Origin of the sequence: Mammaliicoccus sciuri, from assembly GCF_002901825.1 — a bacterium.
Taxonomy (GTDB): domain Bacteria; phylum Bacillota; class Bacilli; order Staphylococcales; family Staphylococcaceae; genus Mammaliicoccus; species Mammaliicoccus sciuri.
In genome coordinates, this window is the sequence record NZ_PPQD01000030.1 from 58,332 (window position 1) to 84,374 (window position 26,043).

At 32.2% G+C, this 26,043-nt stretch carries 25 protein-coding genes; 7 read left to right on the forward strand and 18 right to left on the reverse strand.

The annotated features are described in order from the left end of the window. Window positions 1-245: 245 nt before the first annotated feature. A complete protein-coding gene (locus tag CD035_RS10140; protein WP_025906054.1) occupies window positions 246-587 on the forward strand; it encodes a hypothetical protein in 342 nt (113 codons plus the stop codon). Between the two features lie 739 nt (window positions 588-1,326). Here the strand turns inward: CD035_RS10140 and CD035_RS10145 are convergent. Beyond that, on the reverse strand, window positions 1,327-1,905 hold the full coding sequence (locus tag CD035_RS10145; protein ID WP_048543058.1) for a GNAT family N-acetyltransferase: 579 nt from the start codon (window positions 1,903-1,905) through the stop codon (window positions 1,327-1,329). A 137-nt stretch (window positions 1,906-2,042) separates the two neighbouring features. On the opposite strand from CD035_RS10145, the gene CD035_RS10150 reads away from it, so the two are divergent. Together CD035_RS10150 and CD035_RS10155 are read left to right on the forward strand one after the other, a co-directional pair. Next, on the forward strand, window positions 2,043-2,792 hold the full coding sequence (locus tag CD035_RS10150) for a MerR family transcriptional regulator (protein ID WP_048543060.1): 750 nt from the start codon (window positions 2,043-2,045) through the stop codon (window positions 2,790-2,792). Window positions 2,793-2,889: 97 nt separating this feature from the next. Further along, window positions 2,890-3,414: a histidine phosphatase family protein gene (locus tag CD035_RS10155; protein ID WP_048543062.1), complete on the forward strand. Its 525-nt coding sequence runs from the start codon at window positions 2,890-2,892 to the stop codon at window positions 3,412-3,414. 153 nt (window positions 3,415-3,567) lie between these two features. Here CD035_RS10155 and CD035_RS10160 read toward each other — a convergent pair whose 3' ends face one another. From CD035_RS10160 to CD035_RS10210, 11 genes are all read right to left on the reverse strand, one after another. Beyond that, a complete protein-coding gene (locus tag CD035_RS10160; RefSeq protein ID WP_048543063.1) occupies window positions 3,568-4,827 on the reverse strand; it encodes an aminoacyltransferase in 1,260 nt (419 codons plus the stop codon). 32 nt (window positions 4,828-4,859) lie between these two features. Further along, window positions 4,860-6,113: an aminoacyltransferase gene (locus tag CD035_RS10165; protein ID WP_048543064.1), complete on the reverse strand. Its 1,254-nt coding sequence runs from the start codon at window positions 6,111-6,113 to the stop codon at window positions 4,860-4,862. 145 nt (window positions 6,114-6,258) lie between these two features. After that, the gene (locus CD035_RS10170; protein WP_037587994.1) at window positions 6,259-6,918 is read right to left on the reverse strand and encodes a type 1 glutamine amidotransferase domain-containing protein; all 660 of its coding nucleotides are present in this window, start codon (window positions 6,916-6,918) and stop codon (window positions 6,259-6,261) included. An 80-nt stretch (window positions 6,919-6,998) separates the two neighbouring features. After that, window positions 6,999-7,730 carry a tryptophan synthase subunit alpha gene (gene trpA / locus CD035_RS10175; protein WP_048543068.1) on the reverse strand — a complete coding sequence of 244 codons (732 nt, stop codon included), beginning with the start codon at window positions 7,728-7,730 and terminating at the stop codon, window positions 6,999-7,001. Next, on the reverse strand, window positions 7,723-8,940 hold the full coding sequence (gene trpB / locus CD035_RS10180; RefSeq protein WP_088592736.1) for a tryptophan synthase subunit beta: 1,218 nt from the start codon (window positions 8,938-8,940) through the stop codon (window positions 7,723-7,725). The genes trpA and trpB overlap by 8 nt, the downstream gene beginning before the upstream one ends. 5 nt (window positions 8,941-8,945) lie before the next feature. Next, window positions 8,946-9,563 (reverse strand): phosphoribosylanthranilate isomerase, encoded by a 618-nt coding sequence (locus tag CD035_RS10185; RefSeq protein WP_048543072.1) that lies wholly within the window; start codon window positions 9,561-9,563, stop codon window positions 8,946-8,948. Further along, window positions 9,553-10,347, reverse strand: a complete 795-nt coding sequence (trpC, locus tag CD035_RS10190; RefSeq protein ID WP_048543074.1) for an indole-3-glycerol phosphate synthase TrpC — start codon at window positions 10,345-10,347, stop codon at window positions 9,553-9,555. The genes CD035_RS10185 and trpC overlap by 11 nt, the downstream gene beginning before the upstream one ends. Then, window positions 10,331-11,347: an anthranilate phosphoribosyltransferase gene (trpD, locus tag CD035_RS10195; RefSeq protein ID WP_048543075.1), complete on the reverse strand. Its 1,017-nt coding sequence runs from the start codon at window positions 11,345-11,347 to the stop codon at window positions 10,331-10,333. Before trpD ends, trpC begins: the two co-directional genes overlap by 17 nt. Further along, the gene (locus CD035_RS10200) at window positions 11,313-11,909 is read right to left on the reverse strand and encodes an anthranilate synthase component II (RefSeq protein WP_048543077.1); all 597 of its coding nucleotides are present in this window, start codon (window positions 11,907-11,909) and stop codon (window positions 11,313-11,315) included. The genes trpD and CD035_RS10200 overlap by 35 nt, the downstream gene beginning before the upstream one ends. Then, window positions 11,906-13,309 (reverse strand): anthranilate synthase component I, encoded by a 1,404-nt coding sequence (locus tag CD035_RS10205; protein WP_048543079.1) that lies wholly within the window; start codon window positions 13,307-13,309, stop codon window positions 11,906-11,908. The genes CD035_RS10200 and CD035_RS10205 overlap by 4 nt, the downstream gene beginning before the upstream one ends. Window positions 13,310-13,815: 506 nt before the next feature. Then, on the reverse strand, window positions 13,816-14,862 hold the full coding sequence (locus CD035_RS10210) for a M42 family metallopeptidase (RefSeq protein WP_048543082.1): 1,047 nt from the start codon (window positions 14,860-14,862) through the stop codon (window positions 13,816-13,818). 113 nt (window positions 14,863-14,975) lie between these two features. Between CD035_RS10210 and CD035_RS10215 the strand changes: the two genes are divergently transcribed. Next, window positions 14,976-16,067 carry a prephenate dehydrogenase gene (locus tag CD035_RS10215; protein ID WP_048543084.1) on the forward strand — a complete coding sequence of 364 codons (1,092 nt, stop codon included), beginning with the start codon at window positions 14,976-14,978 and terminating at the stop codon, window positions 16,065-16,067. A gap of 797 nt (window positions 16,068-16,864) precedes the next feature. Here the strand turns inward: CD035_RS10215 and CD035_RS10220 are convergent. Together CD035_RS10220 and CD035_RS10225 are read right to left on the reverse strand one after the other, a co-directional pair. After that, window positions 16,865-17,590 (reverse strand): DUF3169 family protein, encoded by a 726-nt coding sequence (locus CD035_RS10220; RefSeq protein WP_048543086.1) that lies wholly within the window; start codon window positions 17,588-17,590, stop codon window positions 16,865-16,867. Further along, complete coding sequence (locus tag CD035_RS10225; RefSeq protein WP_025905978.1) at window positions 17,587-17,790, reverse strand: helix-turn-helix transcriptional regulator; 204 nt, start codon at window positions 17,788-17,790, stop codon at window positions 17,587-17,589. The genes CD035_RS10220 and CD035_RS10225 overlap by 4 nt, the downstream gene beginning before the upstream one ends. Window positions 17,791-17,995: 205 nt before the next feature. On the opposite strand from CD035_RS10225, the gene CD035_RS10230 reads away from it, so the two are divergent. Continuing rightward, window positions 17,996-19,510: a Na+/H+ antiporter NhaC family protein gene (locus CD035_RS10230; protein WP_048543088.1), complete on the forward strand. Its 1,515-nt coding sequence runs from the start codon at window positions 17,996-17,998 to the stop codon at window positions 19,508-19,510. Window positions 19,511-19,542: 32 nt separating this feature from the next. On the opposite strand, the gene CD035_RS10235 is transcribed toward CD035_RS10230, so the two are convergent. Then, window positions 19,543-20,679 carry a glycerate kinase family protein gene (locus CD035_RS10235; protein WP_048543090.1) on the reverse strand — a complete coding sequence of 379 codons (1,137 nt, stop codon included), beginning with the start codon at window positions 20,677-20,679 and terminating at the stop codon, window positions 19,543-19,545. Between the two features lie 72 nt (window positions 20,680-20,751). Further along, the gene (locus CD035_RS10240) at window positions 20,752-22,023 is read right to left on the reverse strand and encodes an SLC13 family permease (RefSeq protein WP_048543092.1); all 1,272 of its coding nucleotides are present in this window, start codon (window positions 22,021-22,023) and stop codon (window positions 20,752-20,754) included. 177 nt (window positions 22,024-22,200) lie between these two features. Here CD035_RS10240 and CD035_RS10245 point away from each other — a divergent pair, with 177 nt between their 5' ends. After that, the gene (locus CD035_RS10245) at window positions 22,201-23,295 is read left to right on the forward strand and encodes a tartrate dehydrogenase (RefSeq protein WP_048543094.1); all 1,095 of its coding nucleotides are present in this window, start codon (window positions 22,201-22,203) and stop codon (window positions 23,293-23,295) included. A 108-nt stretch (window positions 23,296-23,403) separates the two neighbouring features. After that, window positions 23,404-24,111 carry a GntR family transcriptional regulator gene (locus CD035_RS10250; RefSeq protein WP_048543095.1) on the forward strand — a complete coding sequence of 236 codons (708 nt, stop codon included), beginning with the start codon at window positions 23,404-23,406 and terminating at the stop codon, window positions 24,109-24,111. Window positions 24,112-24,169: 58 nt separating this feature from the next. Here CD035_RS10250 and CD035_RS10255 read toward each other — a convergent pair whose 3' ends face one another. Together CD035_RS10255 and CD035_RS10260 are read right to left on the reverse strand one after the other, a co-directional pair. Continuing rightward, entirely contained in the window at window positions 24,170-24,583 is a 414-nt protein-coding gene (locus tag CD035_RS10255) for a VOC family protein (protein WP_172965064.1), read from the reverse strand. Between the two features lie 113 nt (window positions 24,584-24,696). Beyond that, window positions 24,697-25,917 carry a Y-family DNA polymerase gene (locus CD035_RS10260; protein ID WP_048543097.1) on the reverse strand — a complete coding sequence of 407 codons (1,221 nt, stop codon included), beginning with the start codon at window positions 25,915-25,917 and terminating at the stop codon, window positions 24,697-24,699. Window positions 25,918-26,043: the final 126 nt, after the last annotated feature.

Genomic DNA, 26,043 nt, shown 5'->3' on the forward strand with positions numbered 1-26,043 from the left:
ATTTATGTACTTATGTACATATTATACATATAAACATCTTCTACGTCATATGATACAACGCACTATTCGAACAATTTATCTTGCTCATCATGGTCACATTTGTGCGCTTATGTCCGTAAAATTTAAATAAAATTGCAAATGTACAATTAATTTTATATGAATAAATCAAATTTCTATCTATATTGTAATTAAACATAAATAAAAGGGGTATAGACCAGTACAACTAGATAAAGGAGGCGTACATCTTGAACATTTTTGATTTCCCAAACTACTTATGGATTTCATTTGTCGTCGTTATTGTTTTTTCTGTATTATCATCATTAATACTTAAAAAACACGTCATCAGTGCAATTTTGACATTTGTCGTATTAGGTATGATCGCATTTATATTACCTAATTTTTATGATATTACATACGAACCATTATTAGGCTATGCCGCATTTATGGCAATCGTAAGTTTATTTGTATGCTTATTAACATGGTACTTAATGAGAAAGAATCAAAAAAGATTAGCTGAAAAACATAGTCAAGATGAAACAATAGAAGATGGACGTCAATTTAATGAATTAAAAAGACGTAATAAATAGGGAGCCGGACAGAAATCTAATTTAAATAAAAAGATTTCGTAGTCCCGCCCCGGCAAGGATGACTAGAATTGAAAAAAGCTTGGTACAAGCGCATTTTCAATTCAGACACCTACTGCCAAGATACTAGAAGAGTCTGAGACATTACATTATGTCCCAGACTCGTTTTTTGATTGATTGGTCGGGCGTTGTGAACACTTCTGGCTAAACTTGTTTATAACGGGGCTCTTGTGAACACTTCTCGCCAAACTTGTTCGTAACGGGGGCGTTATTTACAAAACTCTGCTGAACTGTTACTAAGGATACCCATAGTTACAAAAGTCGGTCGAAGTGTTACTATGGACTGCTTTAGTTACAAAACTCGGTCGAAATGTTACTAAGGATACCCATAGTTACAAAACTTGGCTGAAGTGTTACTAAGGATACCCATAGTATCAAAACTTGGCTGAAGTGTTACTAAGGATACCCATAGTTACAAAACTTGGACGAAGTGTTACTAAGGACCACTATAGTTACAAAACTTGGCTGAAGTGTTACTATGGATAGCCATATTTACAAAACTCAGCCGAAGTGTTACTAACACACTCGTTATTTGCACTTCTTATCAAAAATGCTAATAACGACACCAGTATTTGCACTTCTTGCCAAACTTGCTAATAACGACACCAGTATTTGCACTTCTTATCAAAAATGCTAATAACGACTGAGATATTTCTATATATCCCAGTCGTCTTTTCTTTCTTTATTTAAAATATACAGGTGTCGTGATTGCATAGAGTGCTTCGTTAATAATACTTTGTTGATCTGCGCTTAAATCTGAGTTCTTTAATGTTCCTTCTCGCTCATATCCACATCTTTCAATAGTGTTAATGCTTCTTGTATTCTTAACATCTATGTATGCTTCTATTCTTACAAAGCCATGGTTTTCTATAACATGTTGTGTAATATATTGAATTGCTTCGGTTATATAACCTTTGCCTAAACCTGAATTGACTGCCCAATAGCCAATTTCACATGATGGTAATCTTAAATCGATATCTTGAAGGACAACTGATCCTACAAATTGCATCGTATCTTTTTCAAAGATAAAATATCTAAAATATTCTTTGTTATACTGTGGGTCAGTTGATTTATTAAGAAAATCAGTCACTTTATATTCATCGAATTGATAATTGAAGAATGCTACCCAATCTTTCAATGTATTTACTGAGTTCAGCATTTCGTCCTTTATTGTCTCTTTATATGAAAAAACTTGTTCTCCAGCTAGTAGTATTAAACGAGATGTGTCTAATTTTAATTCAAGTTGTATCTCTTTATTCATTATAAAACTCCTGACTTACGTGATATTCTATATGTATTATAACATGTACGAAATTGACTTTATTTATTTTTTTGATTATATTGTTGACTCTAACGTAACGTAAGACTTTATAGTAGGGTTATGAGGAGGTTAAGTAAATGGAAATGACTGTTAAAGAAATTGCTCAATTAGTCGGTATAAGTGTGCGCACGCTTCACCATTATGATGAAATTAATTTACTAAATCCGTCTAATGTATCATCATCTGGTTATCGATTGTATTCAGACGAGAATGTAGACAGATTACAGCAAATTTTATTTTTTAAAGAGCTTGATTTTCCTCTCAAAAAGATAAAAGAAATTCTTGATGATCCTTCGTTTGATAAAGAAGAAGCATTAAATATGCATAAAAAGATGCTCATCAATAAAAGAACAAGAATTGATCAAATGATTCAAACGATAGATCAAACGACTAAACATATGAAAGGAGAAATTAACATGACGAATGAAGATAAATTTATAGGATTTGAGTTTAATCAGAATGAATATGAAGCTGAGGCACGTGAAAAGTGGGGGAATAAAACTGTAGATAAAGCGAACAATCGTATTAATAGTTGGTCTAAAGAAGAAAAAGCTTCAAAAGAAGAAGAAATGAATGATATTTTTAGAGCATTTGCAGCAAAGAGAAATGAATCTCCAGACTCAGAAATTGCTCAATCAATTGTACAAAGATGGTACACATATTTAAATTCTAATATTGATTGCGAGTATAGTTTAGAAGCATTTGGTAGTATCGGTGATATGTATGTAAGTGATGAAAGATTTACTAAAAATATCAATAAATTTGGTGACGGTACCGCACAATTTGCTAGTAAAGCAATTGCAAGTTATGTCAAAATGAATCAATAGAATGAACTACTATAAATCGTATTTATTTCGATTTATAGTAGTTTTTATTTATAATGATGTATGATATGCTTTCCTAAAATCTATTTGGAGTGATTTAATGATTTATGTATTAAGACATTGCAAAGCTACTGGACAAGACTTTGATGCAGCTTTAACGATAGATGGTATTAAGGTAGCACAACAATTAGTACCTGTACTAGCTAAACTCAATATTGACCATATATATGTCAGTGAAATGAATCGTACATATGAATCAATTAAACCATATTTAACGAAATACCAAACACCATTAACTTATGATAGTCGATTAAATGAGCGCATTTTAAGTGACTTACCAATAGATAATTGGCTAACTGAGCTTAAAATGACTTTCAGTGACTTTAATTATCGGATACATAATGGCGAAACAAGTTTAGAAGCTCAACAGCGAATTTTAGAAGTATTTAAGTCGATACCAGTAAATGAACATGCATTAATCGTTATACATGGAAACATCATGTCATTATTACTAAATCATTTTGATAAACAATTTGGCTTTGATGAATGGAAAGCTTTAAAGAATCCAGATCTATATGCAATTGATGAATCGTCACAAATAAAACATGTAACAATAAATAGTTAGATATATATGTAGAATAGGCGTCCCCTAAGACAACATACTTAACTTCCTATAATATATATTATGTAAACTAATTAATCGAATAAATATGATATATGCCACTAACCCTATATTTAACACAAAAAAAGCTGAAAAATGAATTTCAGCTTTTTTTGATTACTTTTTAATTTTAGATCGTACTTTTTGAATTACATTGTGTAAGAAGTATTTTTTCTTATTGATTGGTTTATAGAAATCTCCGATTAATTCTTCGATTTGAACGTTAAATCCTCGTTTAAATCGGTATACACCGTAATCTTCGCTATCTTCAGTGAAATCTCCTGATAATCCGTAGAAATTATATCTATCGAATCCATTTTCGAAACAATAGTTAATCATATGCCAGTGCATCATATATGGTCCCATAAAGTGATTATATTTTTCACTTGAGCCACCTGAGAAATAATTGATTTCATATGCATTTTCAAAGAATACACCTGAAGCTAAGTTTAAGATTTCACCATCTGTTTTGATGAGTTCGCTAGTTTCTAATAATTCTTTCTGTGCGTGGTCAATTAAACGATCTGTTTCAGCAATTTTCTTTAATTGTTTTTCAGATTTGTTTTCTTTTGCCATCATTTGGTCACGTTTTGTTTCTAAGTCATTTAAATTCTCTTGTGTTGATTGAATATATTCATTTAAATCGATATATGCTAATGGTACTAATGCTTTAGAACCATATGTATCAATAAAGTTTAAGAAATATTCATCTGTCTTAGAAATAAAGCCAGCTCTTTCTTCTGTTTCTCTATATAATTTAAAGAATATATCTAATTCATCGCGTTCTAAGAAACGTACTTTAACACCATAATTATGCGCTTTATTGACGTTACGTTTTCTTTGGCTGTCGAATCCTTTTTTAACTTCTGCTAATGTTTTATCTTTTAAGTTCAAGACACCCATCCATCTTACTTGGCTTGATGGATCATATTTAGTCGTAAAGCCGTGATGGTCATAGCCTAGTGATTTAATTAAATCAACGATTTGGTCATTAGCGCCATCTACTTTAATTTGTTTAATATCTTTATCGTATATATTGTAAATCCAGTATGGGTCGACTTTAACATATAGACATTGATGTTGTTTTAAGTACTTTTCAAGTGCTTTGAAGTAATATGTCACTAAATCTAGATTGCTATAATCCATTACCGGACCACGATTTGAATAATACACATAACTACCTAATGTTGGTATTTTTGAGAATAGACTTGCTGCAACTACCTGATTATTCTCATCTTTAACACCTAATAATACAACTTGAAAACCATCATTTTCCCTCGTCTTGATGTTTTCTTTTACTTGAAAGTAGTGACTTTCGTATCGACTATCAGATACGAACTCATCATATTCAGTAACCGTTAATTCTGTAAATTTCATATTATCTAAATTCCTCTCTTACTGAAAATCATTTATTTTTTTAATACTTTTTTTAGTGTTGTATATGCTTTGTACGCTGGTTTATTAATTGGTTTAACGAAATCACCAATATATTCATAAACATCTGCATTGTAACCTTTTTTAAATTTAATAACGCCAACATCAGGTGCATCTTCTGAGAAGTCTCCGCTGATACCATAGAAGTTATAACGGTCAATGTTGTGATCTAACGCGTATTTAATCATTTCCCACTGAATTGCATAACTACCTGCAAAGTGACGATATTCATTCGATGAACCACCTGCATAATATACAACTTCAAATGGATTAATAATAAAGAAACCAGCTGCTATTGGTAATGTATCACCATGTTCTTGTTGTAGTTGAAGTGCTTCTTCTAATTTAGCTTCATTTGCTTCTCTTTGTTGTTTTAAGTTGTCTATTTTATTAATCGTTTTTTGATTATCTGGTTTCTTTTCTAAATCTTTTTCAGCTTTTGCAATATCTTTGTTGTATTGTTCATGTTCTTTTTCTAATTGTGGAATGTAAGTTTCAAAGTCTATATATGCTAAAGGAATCTTTACATTTTCAAAGTATTTTAATCTATTGTAATAGAAGTCATCGCCACGATCGTTGAAATCTTTCTTCTCTGTAGTATCTTCCATAAATTGACGGAATATCGGCATTTCATCTTTAGATAGAAAACGAACTTTAACACCATTTTTTTGAACTTTTTTAGTATTTCTTTTTCTTAAACTGTCCATGTTCTTGATGAGCGTCTTTTCGTCCATACCTTCTAAATCAAGTACAGAATGCCATCTAATTTGATGTATTGGGTGGAAACCAGTTGTGAAGCCTTGGTGTTCATAACCTAATGATTCAAATTGTTTAATTAAACCATCACGGTTGAATGATTTTTTAATATTGCCATCATGATCTCTTAGTTGATATGGCAAGTAAGGATCGATTCTAAAGAATAATCCTTTATAACTTTTTAAATAGCTCACGATTTCTTTAAAGAAAAAGTCAACAAGTTCTTTGTTGTCATAATCCATTACTGGTCCTCTATTTGAGTAAAAGTAATTAAATTTCTTCATAACTGGTACACTTGTTAACAGACACGCAGCTAATACTTCACCTTGATTATCTTTGACCCCTACTAAATGTGTTGAAGTACCTTCAGATGTTTTTAATTCATAATTACCTACTGCTTGTGTAAAATGCGCGTACGGCATTTTATTTGTAAAAGCTTCAAATTCACCAGTTGTTAAATTTGTAAATTTCATTTATACAATACTCCCAATCTCATTTTTATGTATTTGTTACAATTATACAATATTTTGTCTTTATTCTAAAATAATACTCATTACTATACCATTATTTCATAAATAAAAACCTACCATATGGCAGGTTTTTATTTATATTGCTTAACTATTTTAATACATTCACAAATTTTTCGGCAACCTCTTCACTCGAATTTGGATTTTGTCCTGTGACAAATTTTCCGTCTGCAACTGTATGCGATTCAAAATCAGCACCTTTAACGAATCGAGCACCTTGCTTTTCAAGTTGTGTTTGTAGTAAAAATGGTACATCATTTTCTAAATTCATTGCTTTTTCTTCACTATCTGTAAAAGCAGTTAATTTAACACCATCCACTAAATAGTTCCCATTAGGAAGCTTAGCGCCTACAAATGCACTTGGACCATGGCATACTGCACCAATCACCTTATCGTTATTTCTATAATATGCTAGCATATCTTCCAAGTCTTCATTATTTGGGAAGTCAAATACTGTTCCATGACCACCAGGTAAGAATATGCCATCATAACTCTCAAACACGATGTCTCTAATACTATATGTTTGTTGTAACTTTTCTAATACGTCATGATATTCTTTAGCTTCGTCATTTTGAGTTGAATTTGGATCTATCGGAACACTGCCACCTTTTACAGATGCAATATCCACTTCTAATCCATTTTTAATAAATACTTTATAAGGAATTGCTGCTTCTTCTAGCCATAACCCAGTTGGTTTACCATCTTTAAATTGAGATGCATTTGTAACAACTATGAGAACTTTTTTGCTCATTAGAAACACTCCTTTTCATTTGTTAATGTCGATTATACATGAAGTGTGTTTCTTTTTCTTCTATTAAGGGTTATGCATTTTTAATCTTCATCTAATGCTTTTCTAATACTTTGCAAATATGCTTGAGTTTGTTCTATTGAATCATTTTTTAATCTTTTAACAATTTCGCTACCAATCACAATGCCGTCACTAAATGACTTTATTTCTTTAGCGTGTTCTTCAGTTCTAATACCAAATCCACAAACGACAGGTACACTAGCGTGTTGTTGTATAAATTTAATTTTATCTTTTAAAGATTCATGGAAGCCTCTGCCATCACCAGTCGTCGCATTCATTGTCACTGTGTAAATAAAGCCTTCCGCATGTTCGGCTATTTGTTTAATTCTTTCATCACTAGAAGTCATCGCAATTAAAGAAATTAATTTAATGTTTTTAGGTTGTAAATGCTTTTTAAATCTTTGTCCAAGTTCAAATGGTAAATCTGGAATGATTAAACCGTAAACATTCGCTTCAGCAATTCGTTCTATAAAAGCGTCAACACCATAAGCATCAATTAAATTATAATAAGTCATAAATAAATATGGCGTATTGATTTCATCTTTATGTTCGATCAGTTGATCAATGATTTTATTAACAGACATACCTTGTTTAATCGCTTCTTGTCCAGCCGCCATAATCGTTGGGCCATCAGCTACAGGATCCGAGAAAGGTAAACCAATTTCTATATAATCTGCACCATTTTCGTCCATAAGCTTGACTGAATCTATAAAATCTTTGTTTCCCATGACATATGGTATAAATAATTTACGCATGATGATCCCCCTTCTCTTGCATATACTTTCTAATCGTTTCCATATCTTTATCTCCTCTACCAGAAACTGTCACAACAATAATTTCATCTTTATCCATTGTTGGTGCTAGTTTCTCAACGTAACTCAACGCGTGTGCACTTTCTATAGCTGGAATAATACCTTCTAATTGTGTAAATTTAATAAGCGCATCCATCGCTTCAGTATCACTTGCATTCGGATATTGAACACGACCAATATTGTTATAATAACTATGTTCCGGACCTACACCTGGATAATCTAATCCCGCTGAAATAGAGTGCGCAAGTTCGACTTGTCCATTTTCATCTTGAATTAAATACATTCTAGAACCATGTAATACACCTGGTTTCCCTTTTTCAATAGCTAAAGCATGTTTAGTAGTATCTATACCTTCACCAGCAGCTTCAACGCCGAATAATTTAACAGATTCATCATTTACAAACGGATAAAATGTACCAATTGCATTTGAACCGCCACCAATACATGCAACAACTGCATCTGGTAATCGAGATTCTTTCTCTAATATTTGTTTCTTAATTTCTTTACCAATCACACTTTGTAAATCTCTTACGATAGTTGGGAATGGATGAGGACCTAACGCCGATCCAAGTAAATAATGTGTATCTTCAACATGTGAAACCCAATATTGTAAAGCTTTATTTACTGCATCTGATAACGTACCTTGTCCGTCTGTTACAGGTACAACTTTAGCACCTAATAATTCCATTCTGAAAACATTTAATGCTTGTCTTTCAATATCTTCTTCACCCATAAATACAATAAGTTCCATATCAAACAACGCTGCAATTGTTGCACTCGCTACACCATGCTGACCAGCACCAGTTTCAGCAACAAGCTTTCTTTTACCCATTTTCTTTGCAATAAGCGCTTGTCCTAATGCGTTATTGATTTTGTGAGCGCCAGTATGATTTAAATCTTCTCTTTTTAAGTATATTTTTGCGCCGCCAAGTGCTTCTGTATAACGCTCAGCATATGTTAAAGGTGTTTCTCTGCCTACATAATCCTTTAAATAATCATTTAATGTTTCATGAAATTCCGGATCATTTTTTAATTGTTGATACGTATCGTTTAATTCTTGTATAGCTGGCATTAATGTTTCTGGTACATATTGTCCACCAAATTCACCGAAAAATCCTAATTCATCTGCTTCCAATTGTATATTTTTATTCAATTCAATCATCCCTTTACATATGTTAGTAATGCTTTAATTTTCTCTTTATCTTTTTGACCATTCTTTTCAATTCCACTTGATATATCATAACCATTATGGTTAAAGTTTAATGATTCAATTTGTTTAATTTTATCTATATTAATACCACCAGCAATTAAATACGGAATATTGTTTAATGCATTTAATATAGACCAGTCATAAGATACTCCTGTACCACCATAATCTTTTGAAGGCGTATCAATTAAAAATAAATCTACTTCATTTTTAAAAGCTTCTATATTAGTAACTAATTGATCATTAGCGGGTAAAGCTTTATAAATCTTAATATGCGGATACTTTTCTTTCACCTCATGTATAAATGATACAGATTCATCACCATGAAATTGAAGTGTATTAATAGAAGTTTCTCGAATAAGTTCATCAATTTCTACCATCGTTAAATTCACAACAACAGCTACGATATCAATCGTTTGGGGAATATCTTTACTTAATGACTTTATATCTTTAACAGATACATATCGTTTACTTTTTGGATACGTGATAAATCCAATTGCATCGACATGATTTAAGACAGCTGTTTCGATAGCATCTTTATCTTGAAAGCCACAACATTTAATAAACATGTTGCTCACCTTGTTTTTCTAGTCGTAAACTTGGTAGAAATTCATCTAAGTGTGGATGTTTCATTAGCGACTCCCCAATTAATGCGCCATCAATACCACTGCCGATAATACTTTTTACATCATCTAAAGTACGAATACCACTTTCAGAAATGTATGTTACACCTGGTTTAATTTGCGTTAAGATCTCATTCGTATGTTTAACGTCTGTGACAAATCTTTTTAAGTCACGATTATTAACGCCAATTAATTGTGCACCAATTTCATGTGCAATATTGAGTTCTTCTTTATCATGCACTTCGACAAGTACTTCTAAACCTTTTTCTGTTGCATATGCGTATAAAGTTTCGAGTTCTTCTTTTGATAAAATATTCACGATTAATAATACGATAGAGGCACCAACATGATGTGCTAAATCAATTTGTCTTTTATCAATGATAAAATCTTTACATAAAACAGGTAATGTCGTCTTAGTTGTTAAATTTTGTAATCTCTCATAACTACCATCGAAATATTTTTCATCCGTTAATATAGATATAGCAGAAGCACTGTATTGTTCATATAATTTTATTTGAGTAGCCATATCTCGTTTCGGAATATCTGATACTGTAGGACTTTTTGCTTTTAATTCAGCAATGATATTCAACTTATTATCATGCTGTGTACGACTTAAGAAAGATGTTTTGTGTTGTACATCCACTTTCTCCAATGTGTTTAATTTTTGTTCATAATATTGATTATTTAGTAATGTTTTTTTATATTCTACAATTTCATCCAATATTGTCATAAACTTTGCCTCCTACAGCTTCTAATATATATAATGCATGTTTATTATCTATTAAAGACTCTGCTAAAGTAATACCCTCTTTTATAGAGTCTACTTTTTGACCGGCATATAACGCTAAAGCAGCATTTAATACAACGACATCTCTTTTAGGACCATGATCTTGTCCAGTCAAAATATCTAAAGTAATGACTTTGTTTTCTTCAGGTGTTCCACCTTTTAATGATTCATTAGGTGCTGATTGTAATCCGTAGTCTTCAGCATTTACAGTATAATTTTTAATAACTTCTTCTTGAGATACTTCATATATAATGTTGTCACCAGATAAAGTAGCTTCGTCCATGCCACCTGCCCCATGCACGATAATGGCACGTTTTCTTCCTAATTTATAAATTGCTTCAGCAATAATTTTAAGTTTCGTTTCATCATAAACGCCCATCACTTGATAATCTAAATGATACGGATGAATCATTGGTCCAAGTAAATTAAATGTTGTTGGTGTTGGTATTGATTTACGAACAGGTTGAACAGTCTTCATAATCGGATACGTTTCAGTTGCACTTAAAAATGCTAAATTTGTTTCGTTTACTTTTTCTGTCGCATCTTTAATAGGTGTTGTTTGAATATTTAAAGCAGATAAGATATCAATGCTACCTGTTTTAGATGTAATACTTTTATTACCATGTTTCAAAACTTTCAAGCCAGCTGCCGCAACAACAAATGAAGCGGTTGTTGAAATATTAAAGCTGCCAGAATGGTCTCCACCCGTGCCACAAACACAAATACTATCTTCTAAATAAGGTCTTTCTTTATATGTTGTTTCAATTAAACTTTGACTTAAGTTCGATAATTCATCTGATGTTTCACCTTTCATACTTAATGCTACTAAATGTGCAACCTTCAATGATACATCTGCTTGTTCATCCATCATTAAATCTACAAATGATTTCATTTCTTGTTGCGATAAATCATGATACTGAATGAGTTGTTTTAACGTGTTCATAATTTGCACCTTCCCTTGTTATATCGATAAAAGCTTTTATAATTTCATTTCCATGATCTGAAGCAAATGATTCAGGATGAAATTGTATTCCGAAATGTGGTTCTAATTTATGTTCAAATGTTTGTATGGAATCTCTCGTTCTTCCTGTAATTTTCAAAGTGCTTGGAAATGTTTTTTCATCACTAATTAATGAGTGATATCTCATAATATTAAAATGCTGTTCGCATTCTTGATACAATTTAGAAGTTTCAATAATATCAATTTGATCAACTTTACCGTGCTTAACTTCTTTCCCAACGACAACTTCTCCACCGTAATAAGTCGTTAATGCTTGAGCGCCTAAACAAATACCTAATATCGGTTTATCTTTATATGCTTCTATTAAATTTTTTAAGTCTTCTGTATCATCAGGATGACCAGGTCCTGGAGATATAACCAATCCATCAATATTTAAATTGAACGGTGCCTCATCCGGATGATAGATTAAGACGTCATCATGTTGCTTAATTAAATCTACTAAGTTATATGTGAATGAATCGTAATTATCAATTACTAATATCATGGTGTAACCTCCAATAAACTTTTTGCTTTGATCATCGTTTCTTTTAATTCTTTTTGTGGGTTTGAATCATATACAACACCACAGCCAGCTTCTACATTTACATATTCGTTATCAACAACCATCGTTCTAATTGTTAAAGCAAAATCTAAATCATGGTTGCAATTAATATAGCCAACACCACCAGCGTAAATACCGCGTTTTCTTTTTCTGCTTTCATAAATTCTTGTGATTGCTCTCGTCTTAGGTGCACCAGATACTGTTCCTGCTGGTAATAAAGCTGTAATCATTTGAAGCGGTGTAATTTCTGGTCTAATTTTACCTTCGACGATTGAGACGATATGCATAACATGTTCAAATCTTTCAACAGTCATTAACTTAGGCATATATACTGAACCTGTTTGAGCAATCATATTTAAATCATTTCTTCCAAGATCGACAAGCATACGGTGTTCAGCTAATTCTTTTTCATCTGTAATCAGTGCAACCTCATTTTGTTTATCTTCTTCTTCTGTTTGACCCCTCTTATTAGTACCTGCTATTGGGTTTGTTGTAATGATATCACCTTGTTTCTTAATGAAACTTTCTGGTGAAGATCCAATGATGCTTCTTTCTTCATCGTCAATGTAATACATATATGGACTTGGGTTTTGTCTTTTTAAATTTTTATAAATTTGAAGTTTCAAAGTATCTTTATTTTGTTCATTAAAGTAATGTTTATATTTATAAATTCTTGAAGGTACGACTTGGAACATATCACCTTGACTAATAAGCGATTTATAATATTCGACTTCTTTCATAAAATCTTCTTCACTAATATTAGTTTCAAGTTCACCTCTTGATGTATGTTCAATTTTATTTTGAAATAGTGAAATATCTTTTAATGTTTCAACCATTTTATTGAGCTCATGCTCAACTTGTGCTTCCGTATTCTGACTAAATAAGTTAGATGCGATAACAAACAATTCTTCTTTAAAATGATCAAATACGTATACAGATTCAACAAGATTAAATGAAGCGTCTGGAATATCTGATTGCAATTCAATTTGCTTAAGTAATTTATTTTGATATCTAATTAAATCGAAGCTACAATACCCGATCATGCCAGATACAAATGGTAAATGTGTTAAAACTTCTGGAACTTCGTCAACTTTCATATCATTGATGAAATCCTCTAGTGATTCATATGGACGTTCATTTACAAGTTGTTCTTCTTCATTTATAAATATTTGTAAATAATCATCATATAAATTCACTTTTCCAACAGCTTCGAACGCTACAATTGAAAATCTACCTTTCATTTGGTCTGTGCTTGCACTTTCTAAAATCATTTTCTTACGATTTATTTGTCCTAAAGTTTCTGGGGTAATATCAGCATTTAACTTTTTAAATTTAATAATCATCTTAATCCTCCTTAATAAAAAAACCGCGCATAAACATCCTAATCAAACAGGACGCTTATGCGCGGTACCACCTTCATTAATAAGTATAAAACTTATTCACTCATTAAATATTTAATTATGTCTACATGGTCCCCATTTCTAAATTAAACTGTGTTAGTTTACATCAACCACTAACTTTCTGTTTGCTACAGGCTTTAATTTATACTTATGACCACTGATTTAGGTATACAAAAAGACACCACAGTATACGCTATCTGTAAGGACGCGTTACCGTGGTGCCACCTTAGTTAACATCGAATTTCATGTTCACTCTAAATTTCATTTAATTGATGATTTGAAAGCCCAATTCTCTCTTTGTGTGTAGTGCTAATTTACATCAACCATTAGCTTTCTATTTGCTACTATCAACACGAGATACTCATCTTTCAAATTCCGAATGATTTCTTCGGATTAATTAAATATCACTATACGAGAATAAATTTTAAATGTCAACCCTTAAATTCTGATTAGTTTTTAATTTCTGATAAACAATAAGCTCTTAATAACTTTTCACTTTCAAGAATAGAATCTTCATGTGTGCGTTCTAAAGCATGCGAAGATTCAATGCCTGCACCGAATAATCCATGTCTAATATCAGCACCAGCATGTAAAGCAGCAGAAGCATCAGAACCATAATAAGGATATATATCTAATTTATATTGAATATCATTTTCTTTGCATAAATTGACTAAATGATTTCTTAAACCTACATGATATGGCCCTGAAGCATCTTTCACACAAATAGATACTGTGTATTCATCAGAAGCTTGTCCATCTCCTAATGCACCCATATCAAAAGCGATAAATTCTACAACTTTATCTGAAATACTTGAATTTGCACCATAACCAATTTCCTCATTGTTCGAAATATAAAATTGTGTCGTATGTGGTAGTTCAACATTTTCTTCTTTAAGATATTTCAAAAATTGTAAAATCATCGCAACACTTGCTTTATCATCAAGGTGACGAGATTTAACAAATCCTGATTCTGTATGTACAAATCTTGGGTCGAAACTCACTGCATCTCCAATTTCAATGCCTAGTGCTCTTGTATCTTCTGAATTAAATGTTTTTTCATCTAATCTTACTTCCATATGTTCGGCATTTCGTGGAATTTCAGTATTATTTTTATATACATGAACACTTGTTTCATGTAAACAAATGGTACCTGTTATTTCTTTTCCACTTTGCGTAGTGATAGTACAATATTCCCCTTCAATTGCATTCCAACTAAATCCCCCAATTAAATCTAGTTGTAATCTGCCATCTTCTTTAATATCTTTAACAATTGCACCTAATGTATCTACATGTGCTGTAATCAGACGTTGTGCATCATCATTTTTTCCTGGAACATTGATAAATAATCCGCCTTTGTGTGTTACACTCGTATCATAATTTAAAGACTCAGCAACTTTTCTACAATATTCAACTGCTGGATCAGCAAATCCAGACGGACTATTAATGTAAACAAGTTCTTTAATTGTATCGATCGTTTCTTTTACGTTAATTGTCATATTACCACTCCTTATACATTTATTATCATTCTATACTTTTAAAAAAATAAATCAATAACACTTGCTTTCTCACACTAACTTACTTTAAACTATTAAAGTATTGGAGGGATTTTATGCAACGCGTATTTATAGTTGGACTAGGATTAATTGGTGGGAGTTTAATACAAAATATTAAATTTTATCATCCCAATTTACATATAACAGGTTACGATTATTTTGAAAAACATTCAGAAATCGCATTATCTATGAAAATTATAGATGAAATTGCAACGGACTTTGATTCTAGTGCTCGTCAAGCAGATTTAATTATATTAGCCACACCCGTACAGCAATCTATTGAGTACGGTAAGCGATTATTAGAAATTGATACTAAACCAGGATTAATCGTTACCGATACAGGTAGTACGAAATTAGGATTAAGTTCACTAGAATCACAATTATTAGAACAAGATATTCATTTAATCGGTGGACATCCAATGGCAGGTAGCCATAAGTCAGGTGTCACGAATTCAAAAAAGCACTTATTCGAGAATGCTTATTATGTATTGATATATGATCAAGCAGACAATGAAGCGGCTTATAGTGAAGTTAAACATTTGTTAGAACCTACTAAAGCAAAATTCATCAAAATGTCGGCAAAAGAACATGACTATGTAACTGGCGTCGTCAGTCATTTTCCACATGTCATCGCATCAAGTTTAATTCATATGAATGAAGAAAACACACAAATATCTGAATATGTCAGAACATTAGCAGCAGGCGGTTTCCGTGACATCACACGTATCGCGAGTAGTAATGCTGATATGTGGCGTGACATCACATTAGAAAATAAAGAACATCTTGTCACACTTATGGAAAATTGGATCGAACAAATGACACATACGAAAGAAATGATAGAAGAAGGAAATCCTGCATTAATTCATGATTTTTATCAATCAGCCAAAACATATAGAGACCAGCTCCCTATTAAAGAGCAAGGTGCCCTAACTTCAACATTTGATTTATATGTCGATATCCCAGATAAACCAGGTATGATCAGTGAAGTAACAAGAATACTCGGACAAAATCACATCTCTATAACAAATATTCGAATATTAGAAGTTAGAGAAGATATTATGGGTGCATTAAGATTAAGCTTCAAATCAAGCACAGACAGAGATCGCGCAATAGAAGCCTTACAATCATTTGATACGTATACATTGTAATATCGAATATCGAGATTAGGAACAAAGCCAAGAGAATGAATGTCTCTTGGCTTTGTTTTGATTAGTGGAATAGATTGTGGATGATCTCTTGGCTTAAATAGGTCGTTAAACCATGACTTGGGCGATCTCTTGGATTAAGTTAGACATTAAGCCATGACTTAGGCTTTCTCTTGGATTAAGTTAGACATTAAGCCATGACTTGGGCTTTCTCTTGGATTAAGTTAGACATTAAGCCATGACTTAGGTGATCTCTTGACTTAAATAGGTCGTTAAGCCATGACTTGGGCGATCTCTTGGCTTAAATAGGTCGTTAAGGCATGACTTGGGTGATCTCTTGGCTTAAGTTAGACATTAAGCCATGACTTGGGCTTTCTCTTGGCTTAAGTTAGACATTAAGCCAAGACTTGGGCAATCTCTTGGTTTAAGTTGTTCGTTAAGCCATGACTTGCGCAATCTCTTGGTTTAAGTTGTTCGTTAAGCCATGGCTTGGGTCATCTCTTGGCTTAAGTTAGACATTAAGCCATGACTTAGGCTATCTCTTGGCTTAAGTTAGACATTAAGCCATGACTTGGGCGATCTCTTGGCTTAAGTTAGGCGTTAAGCCATGACTTGGGCTTTCTCTTGGCTTAAGTTAGACATTAAGCCATGACTTGGGTCATCTCTTGGCTTAAGTTAGGCGTTAAGCCATGACTTGGGCTTTCTCTTGACTTAAATAGGTCGTTAAGCTAAGACTTGGGTCACTTCAATTGTACATCCTCATTCATTCAAACAAAAAACTGCCCATAAAAGGCAGTTTTTTATATTGTTTCTGATACTTTTTTAGAGTAATACATTGTGTTGACTAAATATAAAATAATCAATAATGACACACTAAAGAATTGATTATTGTTTGATGAGATTGAGAATATTGATGATAATGCTATACATCCGATTATTAATTGTTGGTTCAGTGTATAAGTTTTTTGTAGTGCAATTAATGTAATATATTGTTCTCCACTATCCATCATATCTATTATTTTTTCATTTAATTTTTTATCTCCTGCTTTAGGATAGTTTCGCTCTGGGTATAATTTTCTCAATTTAGATAAATGCATATATGATATTGGTGCTGTTGCTATTAATGAAATCATCGCAATTAATAAAGACAGCATACTTGGTTCTTTTGTTAAGTTAATGACGATATTTAGTATTGTTAAAGCTATTGTCATAATGATACCAAGCAATATGGGTGGATAAATTAATGTTTTTTCTAACTGTATTTCTATTTCATCTTCATTTTCAGGATTTGTTTCAAATTTTCTATATTTTTCAGCTTTTTTATAAACGTTCAATAAAATGATAACTAAAATAACTAATACAATTGCTAGAATAATGGCTGTAATATCAGTTTGCACTGTCGTAAGTTCAATTTCTAAAAAGTCATGTCCTTTTTTAAAAATACTTGTAAGTAAGCCACCTACTAAACCACCGATCAGCATATATAATATTAAGTTACCAATTAACATAATTTTATTCTTTTTCATAATTCATCCTCCTCGAATATGAAAACATCTTCAACATTTTCTTTGAGTATTCTTGCTATTCTAACAGCAGTCAATACTGATGGCATAAAGTTATTCCGCTCTATCAAAGAAACTGTTTGTCTTGAAATTCCTGCTCTTTTAGCCAATTCAGTTTGATTAAATCCTTCCCGAGCTCTTAACTCTTTTACCCTATTTCTCATTTGACCACCACCTACATTTATCAATATACACGATTTTAGTCATATTGACAAATATAGTTGTCATTTTGTTATATATAATTGTCACTGTTCTATGTATAAGAATGCATATCATTGTTAATTTATTAAAATCATATTTACTTATTTATAATTATATGTGAAGATTAAATAATTACATATTTCAGAATATTTTGAAGGGGGTATTTTTATGGATCATTTTGGCTTTTGGTCGATTATTCCTCCAATTATAGCCATTATTATGGTATTACTTACGAGAAGTGTTATTGTTTCATTATTTTTAGGATTATTTTCAGGCATACTCTTGTTAACAAGCTTTCATCCAATATCTTCTTTAAAAAAATTACTTGGAGATTATTTGTACAGCACGGTTGCTGATGAATATAATGCGGGCATACTTATCTTATTAGTGTTTATCGGAGGATTTGTGGCGTTGCTTGAGAACTCAGGTGGTGCAAAAGCATTTGCGAATCGATTTATATCAGGTGCAAAAAGTCGTATCAAAATCCAACTTGCTGCTTGGTTTAGTGGTATTATAATATTCTTTTCTGAAATGGGCACACCTTTAATTGTTGGTCCAATTTATGAAAGTTTATTTGATAAAGCGAAGATATCACGAGAAAAATTAGCTTGGATTATTGATTCAACAGCATCGCCAGTTTCTGTAATGGTACCGTTTATTGGTTGGGGCGTTTATATTATGGGTTTAATTGATACAGAATTTAAACGATTAAGTATAGATATGTCCTCATGGGATGCCTTTATGGTTTCATTACCCTACTTTATTTATCCAGTCCTTGCGGTATTAATCGTCCCTCTTATTATTTTATTAAAATTAGATTTCGGACCTATGAAAGCAGCTGAGGATCGTATAATGAATACTGGTCAAATTTATTGGGACAATGCGAAGCCATTAAGAGAAAGTGTAGAAGTTGATAAAGATGTAGAAAATAAAAGTAAACCCATTCTAATTTGGTTACCTATCGTCATTTTAATTGTTTCATTGTTTACTTTATTAGCACCTAAAGGATTCCCGTTCCAAAGTGTAGAGGGTAAAGATTTCAGAATAGCTTTAAGTTTATCTTATTTCTTTGCTGCTATTTCTATTATCCTATTAATGTTATTTTATAAAGTTAAGACAATTAGCCAATCATTAAATATTTATACTACCGGTATGAAAAATATGACAGATATTTTAGTTATTTTAGTATTAGCATGGTCTTTAGGAAGTGTATTGGACAAATTAGGAACGGCTAACTATATCGTTCAAGTTATCGATGGCACGATACCACCTGCTATAGTACCTGCTTTAATTTTCCTTGTTGGTGCATGTATGTCCTTCGCAAACGGAACTTCTTGGGGAACATTTGCTATTATGTTACCTCTCGCAATTCCATTAGGATATCATTTAGACATTTCGTTAGCAGTTTGTATAGGAGCCGTTATTTCTGGAGGTATCTTTGGGGATCATAGTTCTCCAATATCAGATACAACCATATTATCATCAACAGGTGCTGGTGCTGATCATAAAGATCACAACAAGACCCAAGTACCGATTGCAATATTTAACGGTATTGTAACAACGATTGCTTTACTTATTACAAGTATAATTGATTTTAAATTCACACTTATTTTAGCTATCTTATCCATGATATGTGGTGTCTTTATTATAAATCAAGTTCAGAAATATCGGTATAATCATTAAAAAGAGATGGGATAATTTCCCACCTCTTTTTATTATTTCAATTTAAGCGCTCTAAAAATTTGTTCAGTTTGTTGTTCAATGAGTTTATCACCATTATTCATAGCATCTTCTAAAGTCATTGGACCATTTGCAATACTAAATGCTGCAGTTAAGCCTTGTTCGTGAAGTGCTGATAATGGCATCTCTACCGTACCACCAATTGCGATAACAGGTATGTCATAAGATTTTGCAATTTGTGCAATTCCTGATATGACTTTTCCACCTGAAGTTTGACCATCAATTTTACCTTCACCAGTGATAATTAGGTCTATTTCATTTTCTTTAATAATATCTTTAAAATTCACAAAATCTACTACAAGTTCTATACCTCTTTTTAACTCTGCATTTAAGAACGCTAACATGCCACCTGCTGTTCCACCCGCAGCGCCAGCACCTTCTATATTGCTTATTTCTTGATCTTTAAATGACTTAATAACATCTGCAAAATGAATAAATGATTGATCTAGCCTCTCTACGATTTCTGGAGTTGCTCCCTTTTGTGGCCCAAATATATAACTTGCACCTTGTTTACCAACGAATGGATTCGTCACATCGCATGCAATTTCAAATTTCACATCATGTATTTGTGGCATCACATCTGATTGATCTATCGCTTCAATATTATGAATATGTTCTGCACCTAATGGTATTTCTACTCCATTTTTATCTAGAAATTGATAGCCTAATGCTTGTAATAAACCAATTCCTGCATCATTTGTAGCACTTCCACCTAAGCATACAATAAAATGTTTAATGCCTTTTTCAATGGCATCTTTAATAAGTAAGCCTGTTCCATAAGTGGTCGTATGTAATGGATTAAGTTCCTCTTGTTTAAGTAAATCAATCCCTGAACTTGTAGCTAGTTCTATAATAGCTGTCTTTCCATCACCAGTTATACCATAACTTGATTGAATTGGTCTTGATAACGGATCAATACTCTTAACTCCCATTACTGTTCCTTTAGTTGCTTGCACTAAATTAATCATCGTACCCTCTCCACCATCTGCCATTGGAAGAATAAACGTTTTAGATTCAGGATCTACTGTTAAAATGCCACGTTCTATCGCTTGTGCAGCACTGAGTGCATCAATACTACCTTTAAAGGAATCTGGTGCAATTAAAACTTTCATGAATAACGCCACCTTCTTATGATTTCGTTCTAATTATATGTTACAGAAAAAATATAAAATTAACAGATTTAATTAATAAAATGGGAAGAATATTGGTAACAGAATCATTGAAACTATGATAGATAAAATAATAAGTGGAATACCCGCTATAGCATAGTCTTTAAACTTAAATCCACCAAGACCATAAACCATTGTATTGGCAGGCATTCCAATTGGTGTTGCAAATGCTAGTGAACCACCGATTACAGTCGCCATTAATACAGCGCTAGGATCAGCCCCCATACCATTTGCAATAGAAATACTAATTGGAACTAATAATGCAGTTGTTGCTGTGTTAGACATAAAATTCGTCATCGTAGCAGATAACACGAGTATAACAAATAATAATACATACGGAGATGGATCTTTACCTAATGTACTCATTAACGAACTAGCAATTAGCTTACCTGCACCAGATACTTGAATAGCATTTGCTAAAGCAAGTGACCCTACAAATAATAATATTGTATTCATATCAATTGATCTCATCGCTTTTTTCTCTGGAATAACTCTTGTTGCCATTAACACTAAAGCACCAATCCATGCAGAAACATGTAACGCAATACCTATTTGCTGTTCAAAAATCATTGCGATAACGGTTAAAATCAATACGCCTAAAGACATAACTTGTTTCCATTTTGGAACCTTTGAATAATCAACTTCTTGAGCATATATTGAATCTTCTTCAAGATCGACTTCTTCTCTTTTTGGTAATAATTTATGTCCAATTAAAGTGAAATATAATATACCGATAATAAGAATTGGTAACCCTACTTTTGCATATTCAAAAAATCCAAATCCATCACCTATTTGTTTAAGCGCTGACTGTGCAATCATGTTACCAGGTGCGCCAATTAAACTTAAGTTACCACCCATTGCAGCTGCAAAAACTAATGGTAATAGTAAAGTAGATCTTGAAAAACCGGATTTTGCTGCGATACCAATTACAACTGGTATTAAAACTGCTGCAGTACCTGTATTAGAAAGTACCCCTGACATTAAACCAGTTATTAACATAACAGAAATAATTAATTGTCTTTCAGTTTTAGCAAATTTTGTGACGATTCCCCCTATTTTTTGAGCCATTCCTGTCTCGAAAAACGCGCCACCAACAATAAACATAGCCATAAATAATAGTACGTTACTATCAACGAATCCTGCAAAAGCTTCTTCAGGTTTAAGTACGCCTGTAATGACTAATCCAATTGCGACGATCATCGCAGTTACTGCTAACGGTATTTTTTCCCAAGCGAACATAACTATTGCAAATACTAAAAATATTAAAGTAATTATTGAACTATCCATACTAAACACCCCTTATTCCAAAAATTTGATAGCGTTTTCATTTCAATCATCGTACATTAACGTATACATTAAGTCAATAATTTAGTGAAATATTTTTCTTATTAAGTTATATATTGACATTAACGTATACATTATTTAATAATGGATGTATCACAAAGAAACAGGAGGTTATTTATCATGTCAGAAGAAAAAACATTTAAAATTGCTGTCATTCCAGGTGATGGTATTGGTAAAGAAGTTGTTAACGAAGGGGTTCGTGTATTAAATCATTTAGCAGAGCAATCCAATCATCAATTTTCATTTGATTTTGATTACTTCCCTTGGGGATGTGAGTACTATTTAGAAAATGGTCGTATGATGGCAGAAGATGGATTAGATACTTTAAAAGACTATGATGCTATATACTTTGGTGCTGTAGGGTTCCCAAATGTTCCCGACCATATTAGCTTATGGGGATTGAGAATCGCAATATGTCAAGGATTTGACCAATGGGCAAATATTCGTCCAGTTGAATTTTTACCAGGTGTTGAAAGTAAATTAAATCATCCTGATGTTGAATCTTTAAATTGGGTACTCATTCGTGAAAATTCTGAAGGTGAATATTCTGGCGTTGGTGGTCGTAACTTTACTGGTAGAGGTGAAGGAAATGAAGTAGCCGTACAATCATCTTTATTTACAGAAAAAGGCTGTGAACGTGTTATTAGATATGCTTTTGAAACTGCAAGAAAGCGTAAACGTAAAAAAGTAACAAGTGTTACTAAAAGTAATGCGCAACAATATGGGATGGTATTATGGGATGATGTATTTAAACGTGTGAGCAAAGAATATCCTGATGTTGAAACAGATCAATGGTTAGTTGATGCTATGGCGGCACACTTTGTGTTACATCCAGAAGATTTAGAAGTCGTAGTTGCATCTAACTTATTAGCAGATATTTTATCTGACTTAGGTAGTGCATTAGCAGGTAGTTTAGGTATTGCAGCAAGTGCAAACTTAAATCCAGATCGTCGTTATCCAAGCATGTTTGAATCAGTTCATGGTTCTGCACCAGATATTGCTGGTAAAGGTATCGCAAACCCTATTGGAGCTATTGGTAGTGCAGCATTAATGTTAGATCATTTAGGATTAAAAGAAGAAGCAAATCAAGTCAATGAAGCTATTAAGAAAGCGACAGGTTCTGGCGCACTTACAATAGACATCGGTGGTAATACAACAACTAAAAAAATGGCAGATTCAATTATTGAGAACTTACATTCAAATGTGAAGCAATAATTTTATTCGTAATCATTTTATATAACCGCACGTCTTTCTGTTATAATGAGAGAAACTCATTTTAAGAAAGACGTGTATTTTTTATTATTTGAATGAGGAGGATACGACATGTCAGAAGATCATCAAATTGAATATGATTCTTTAAAAGGAAAACTTCTAGACATCGCTAAACAGTTAGATGAACAGCGATTACCTATTCGCGCTTATCATATATTACGTATTGCGATTAAAAATTTAATATTAGAGCCGGGGCAAACAATTTTAGAAAGAGAAATTGCTGAAGCTTTAGAAATGAGTCGTACGCCTGTTAGAGAAGCATTAGTAAGATTACAAACTGAAGGATTACTGACTTTAATTCCAAGGCGTGGTTTTAATATCAATCCGATAAAAAAGCATGATTTAAAGGAAATCTATGAAATCACTGAAACATTAGATGGTTTGGCAGTAGAATTAGCGACAACAAAAGTGACAGAAGAAAATATAGCACATTTAAAGCATTTAATAGAATTACAACAAGAACAACTTGAACAGAATAATTTATACGAATGGTCTATATTAGATGATCAATTCCATGCAGATTTAATTAGTTTTGCAAATAATACACGCTTAAGTAGCGTAATTAATATACATGCAGACCAATTATTTAGAGCTAGACTATTTACGATAAATGACCGACCTGCTCCATATCAATCTATCATTGAACATAAAGCGATTATTGCATGTATAGAAGCTAAAGATAAGCATGCCGCACGATTAGCTATGCAATCTCACAGAAAAAGATCGTGGGGAGAAATTGTTAATTCATTAAATGACTAGATTAAAAAACCATAAACTTTACTCAAAAATTGTTTATGGTTTTTCTTTATACTTTATTTTATTGATGAGTATAAGTTAAATCCCAACCTATACCAAATTGATCGATTACTTTCGCATATGTCTGACCCCAGAAAGTTTGTCCAAGTTCCATTTGAACTTGTCCACCTTCTTTAAAAATATTATAAACTTCATTAATTTGTTCTTCTGTTTCAAATTCTAAAACAATATATATATTGTGATTCTTATGAAGTGAATCATCATCATTTGGGGTATCAGAAAACATAAATAAATGACCATTAACTTCTAATTGTGCATGTATAATTCTATTTGGATCTTCGGAGGCATCTACACCTGCGTCACCATAAGTTTGTGATTCTCTTACACTTCCATCTAATGCTTCACTATAAAATGCTAATGCTTCCTCGCAAGTTCCGTTAAAGTAAAGATAAGGTGTAACTTGTTTAATCACCATGCACCACTCCCCATATTTGATTGTTAATCAAAATAAGTATATAAATGTGCAAAGAGTTTGTCAAATGTTAATAAAATTTACATTTTCAACACATAGTGATTATTTTCTGTATTTCATCTATGATCGACTAGATTCTGTCTACTTTCATCTTGTCTTCTATACGTGTTATTGTCACTTTGTTCATTTGCAAGCAATGCTAATGCTTCATCACGTTCTCGCTCAAATGTATCTATAAATAAATTCAGTTCACGAGCTCGTTCTGGCACGAGTTGCGTAAGTGAAATATTTAATGCTGAATACTGCTCATGTTTATCACATAACTGTTCTGTAAAACTCCAGATTACTCTAAATATATCCATCGTAATATTCGTGCCGTCTTTTAAAGTATAAGATTTAGAGATTGTATTGGCATTACTTTTCAGTGAAAAAGCAATTGTCTTAACTAATAAATTTCTAGATCTTAATTGTTTCGTTAAACGTTCCACTTGTTGAAGTATAATTTCTTTCATTTCATAATATTGATATTGTTTTTCAAACGCTACTTCACATTTAATGTCCGGATTATAAATACTATGAGTTTCCCTAAAGATATTAGTATCTATACCATTGCTGATTAGATTCAATTCCTTACCCATAGTGCCATATAATTGTGTTAATTTATTAACTGGATAACGTGCTAAATCTCCAACAGTATATAAACCAAGCTCATTTAATTCCTTTTCTAATCGATTATTTATGCCCCATACTTTATGCAACGGATGTATCGGCCACACTTTATCCATTATATCGCTATAATTTAATAATCCAATTGATTGATCATGTTGATAAGATTCTGTATCTAAAGCCAACTTGCTCATCAACATGTTCGGTCCAATACCTATATGGCAATTCAATTGCGTTTCTTGTTCAATTTCGGCTCGAATTCTAGCAGCAAATTCACTTGGTTTATCACAATATTGTTTATAATAATCTGTCACATCAATGAAAATTTCATTTACACGATGTTGTTGGATATCATCTGCGTGTACATAATTAAGCAATACTTTATAAATAGTATTTGCATAGTTTATATATTGTTTCATATTTGGATTGATGATAAAGATATCATTTCTATGTGGTATTTCAAATAGTCTTGAACCAGTCTTGATTCCTAATTCTTGCAATGGCTCAGTAGCAGAAATAACAATGGCGCCTTGCCTTTTCGTATCGGAAATAACAGCTAATTTATTTTCATTTGGGTTAATACCTTTAGAAACACATGACACATTCGCAAAAAAGTTATGAAGACTTAAACATAAAATATATCTCTCTTGGAAATCACTGTAATTGTACATCACATCACCTCCCAGAACATTTGTTTGTATCATCATTATATACGAACATACGTTCTATTTCAAGAGGTTTATTTGTCTAAATAAAAAAGCCCTACAAAGCATTAACCTCTTATAGGTCAGCTTTGT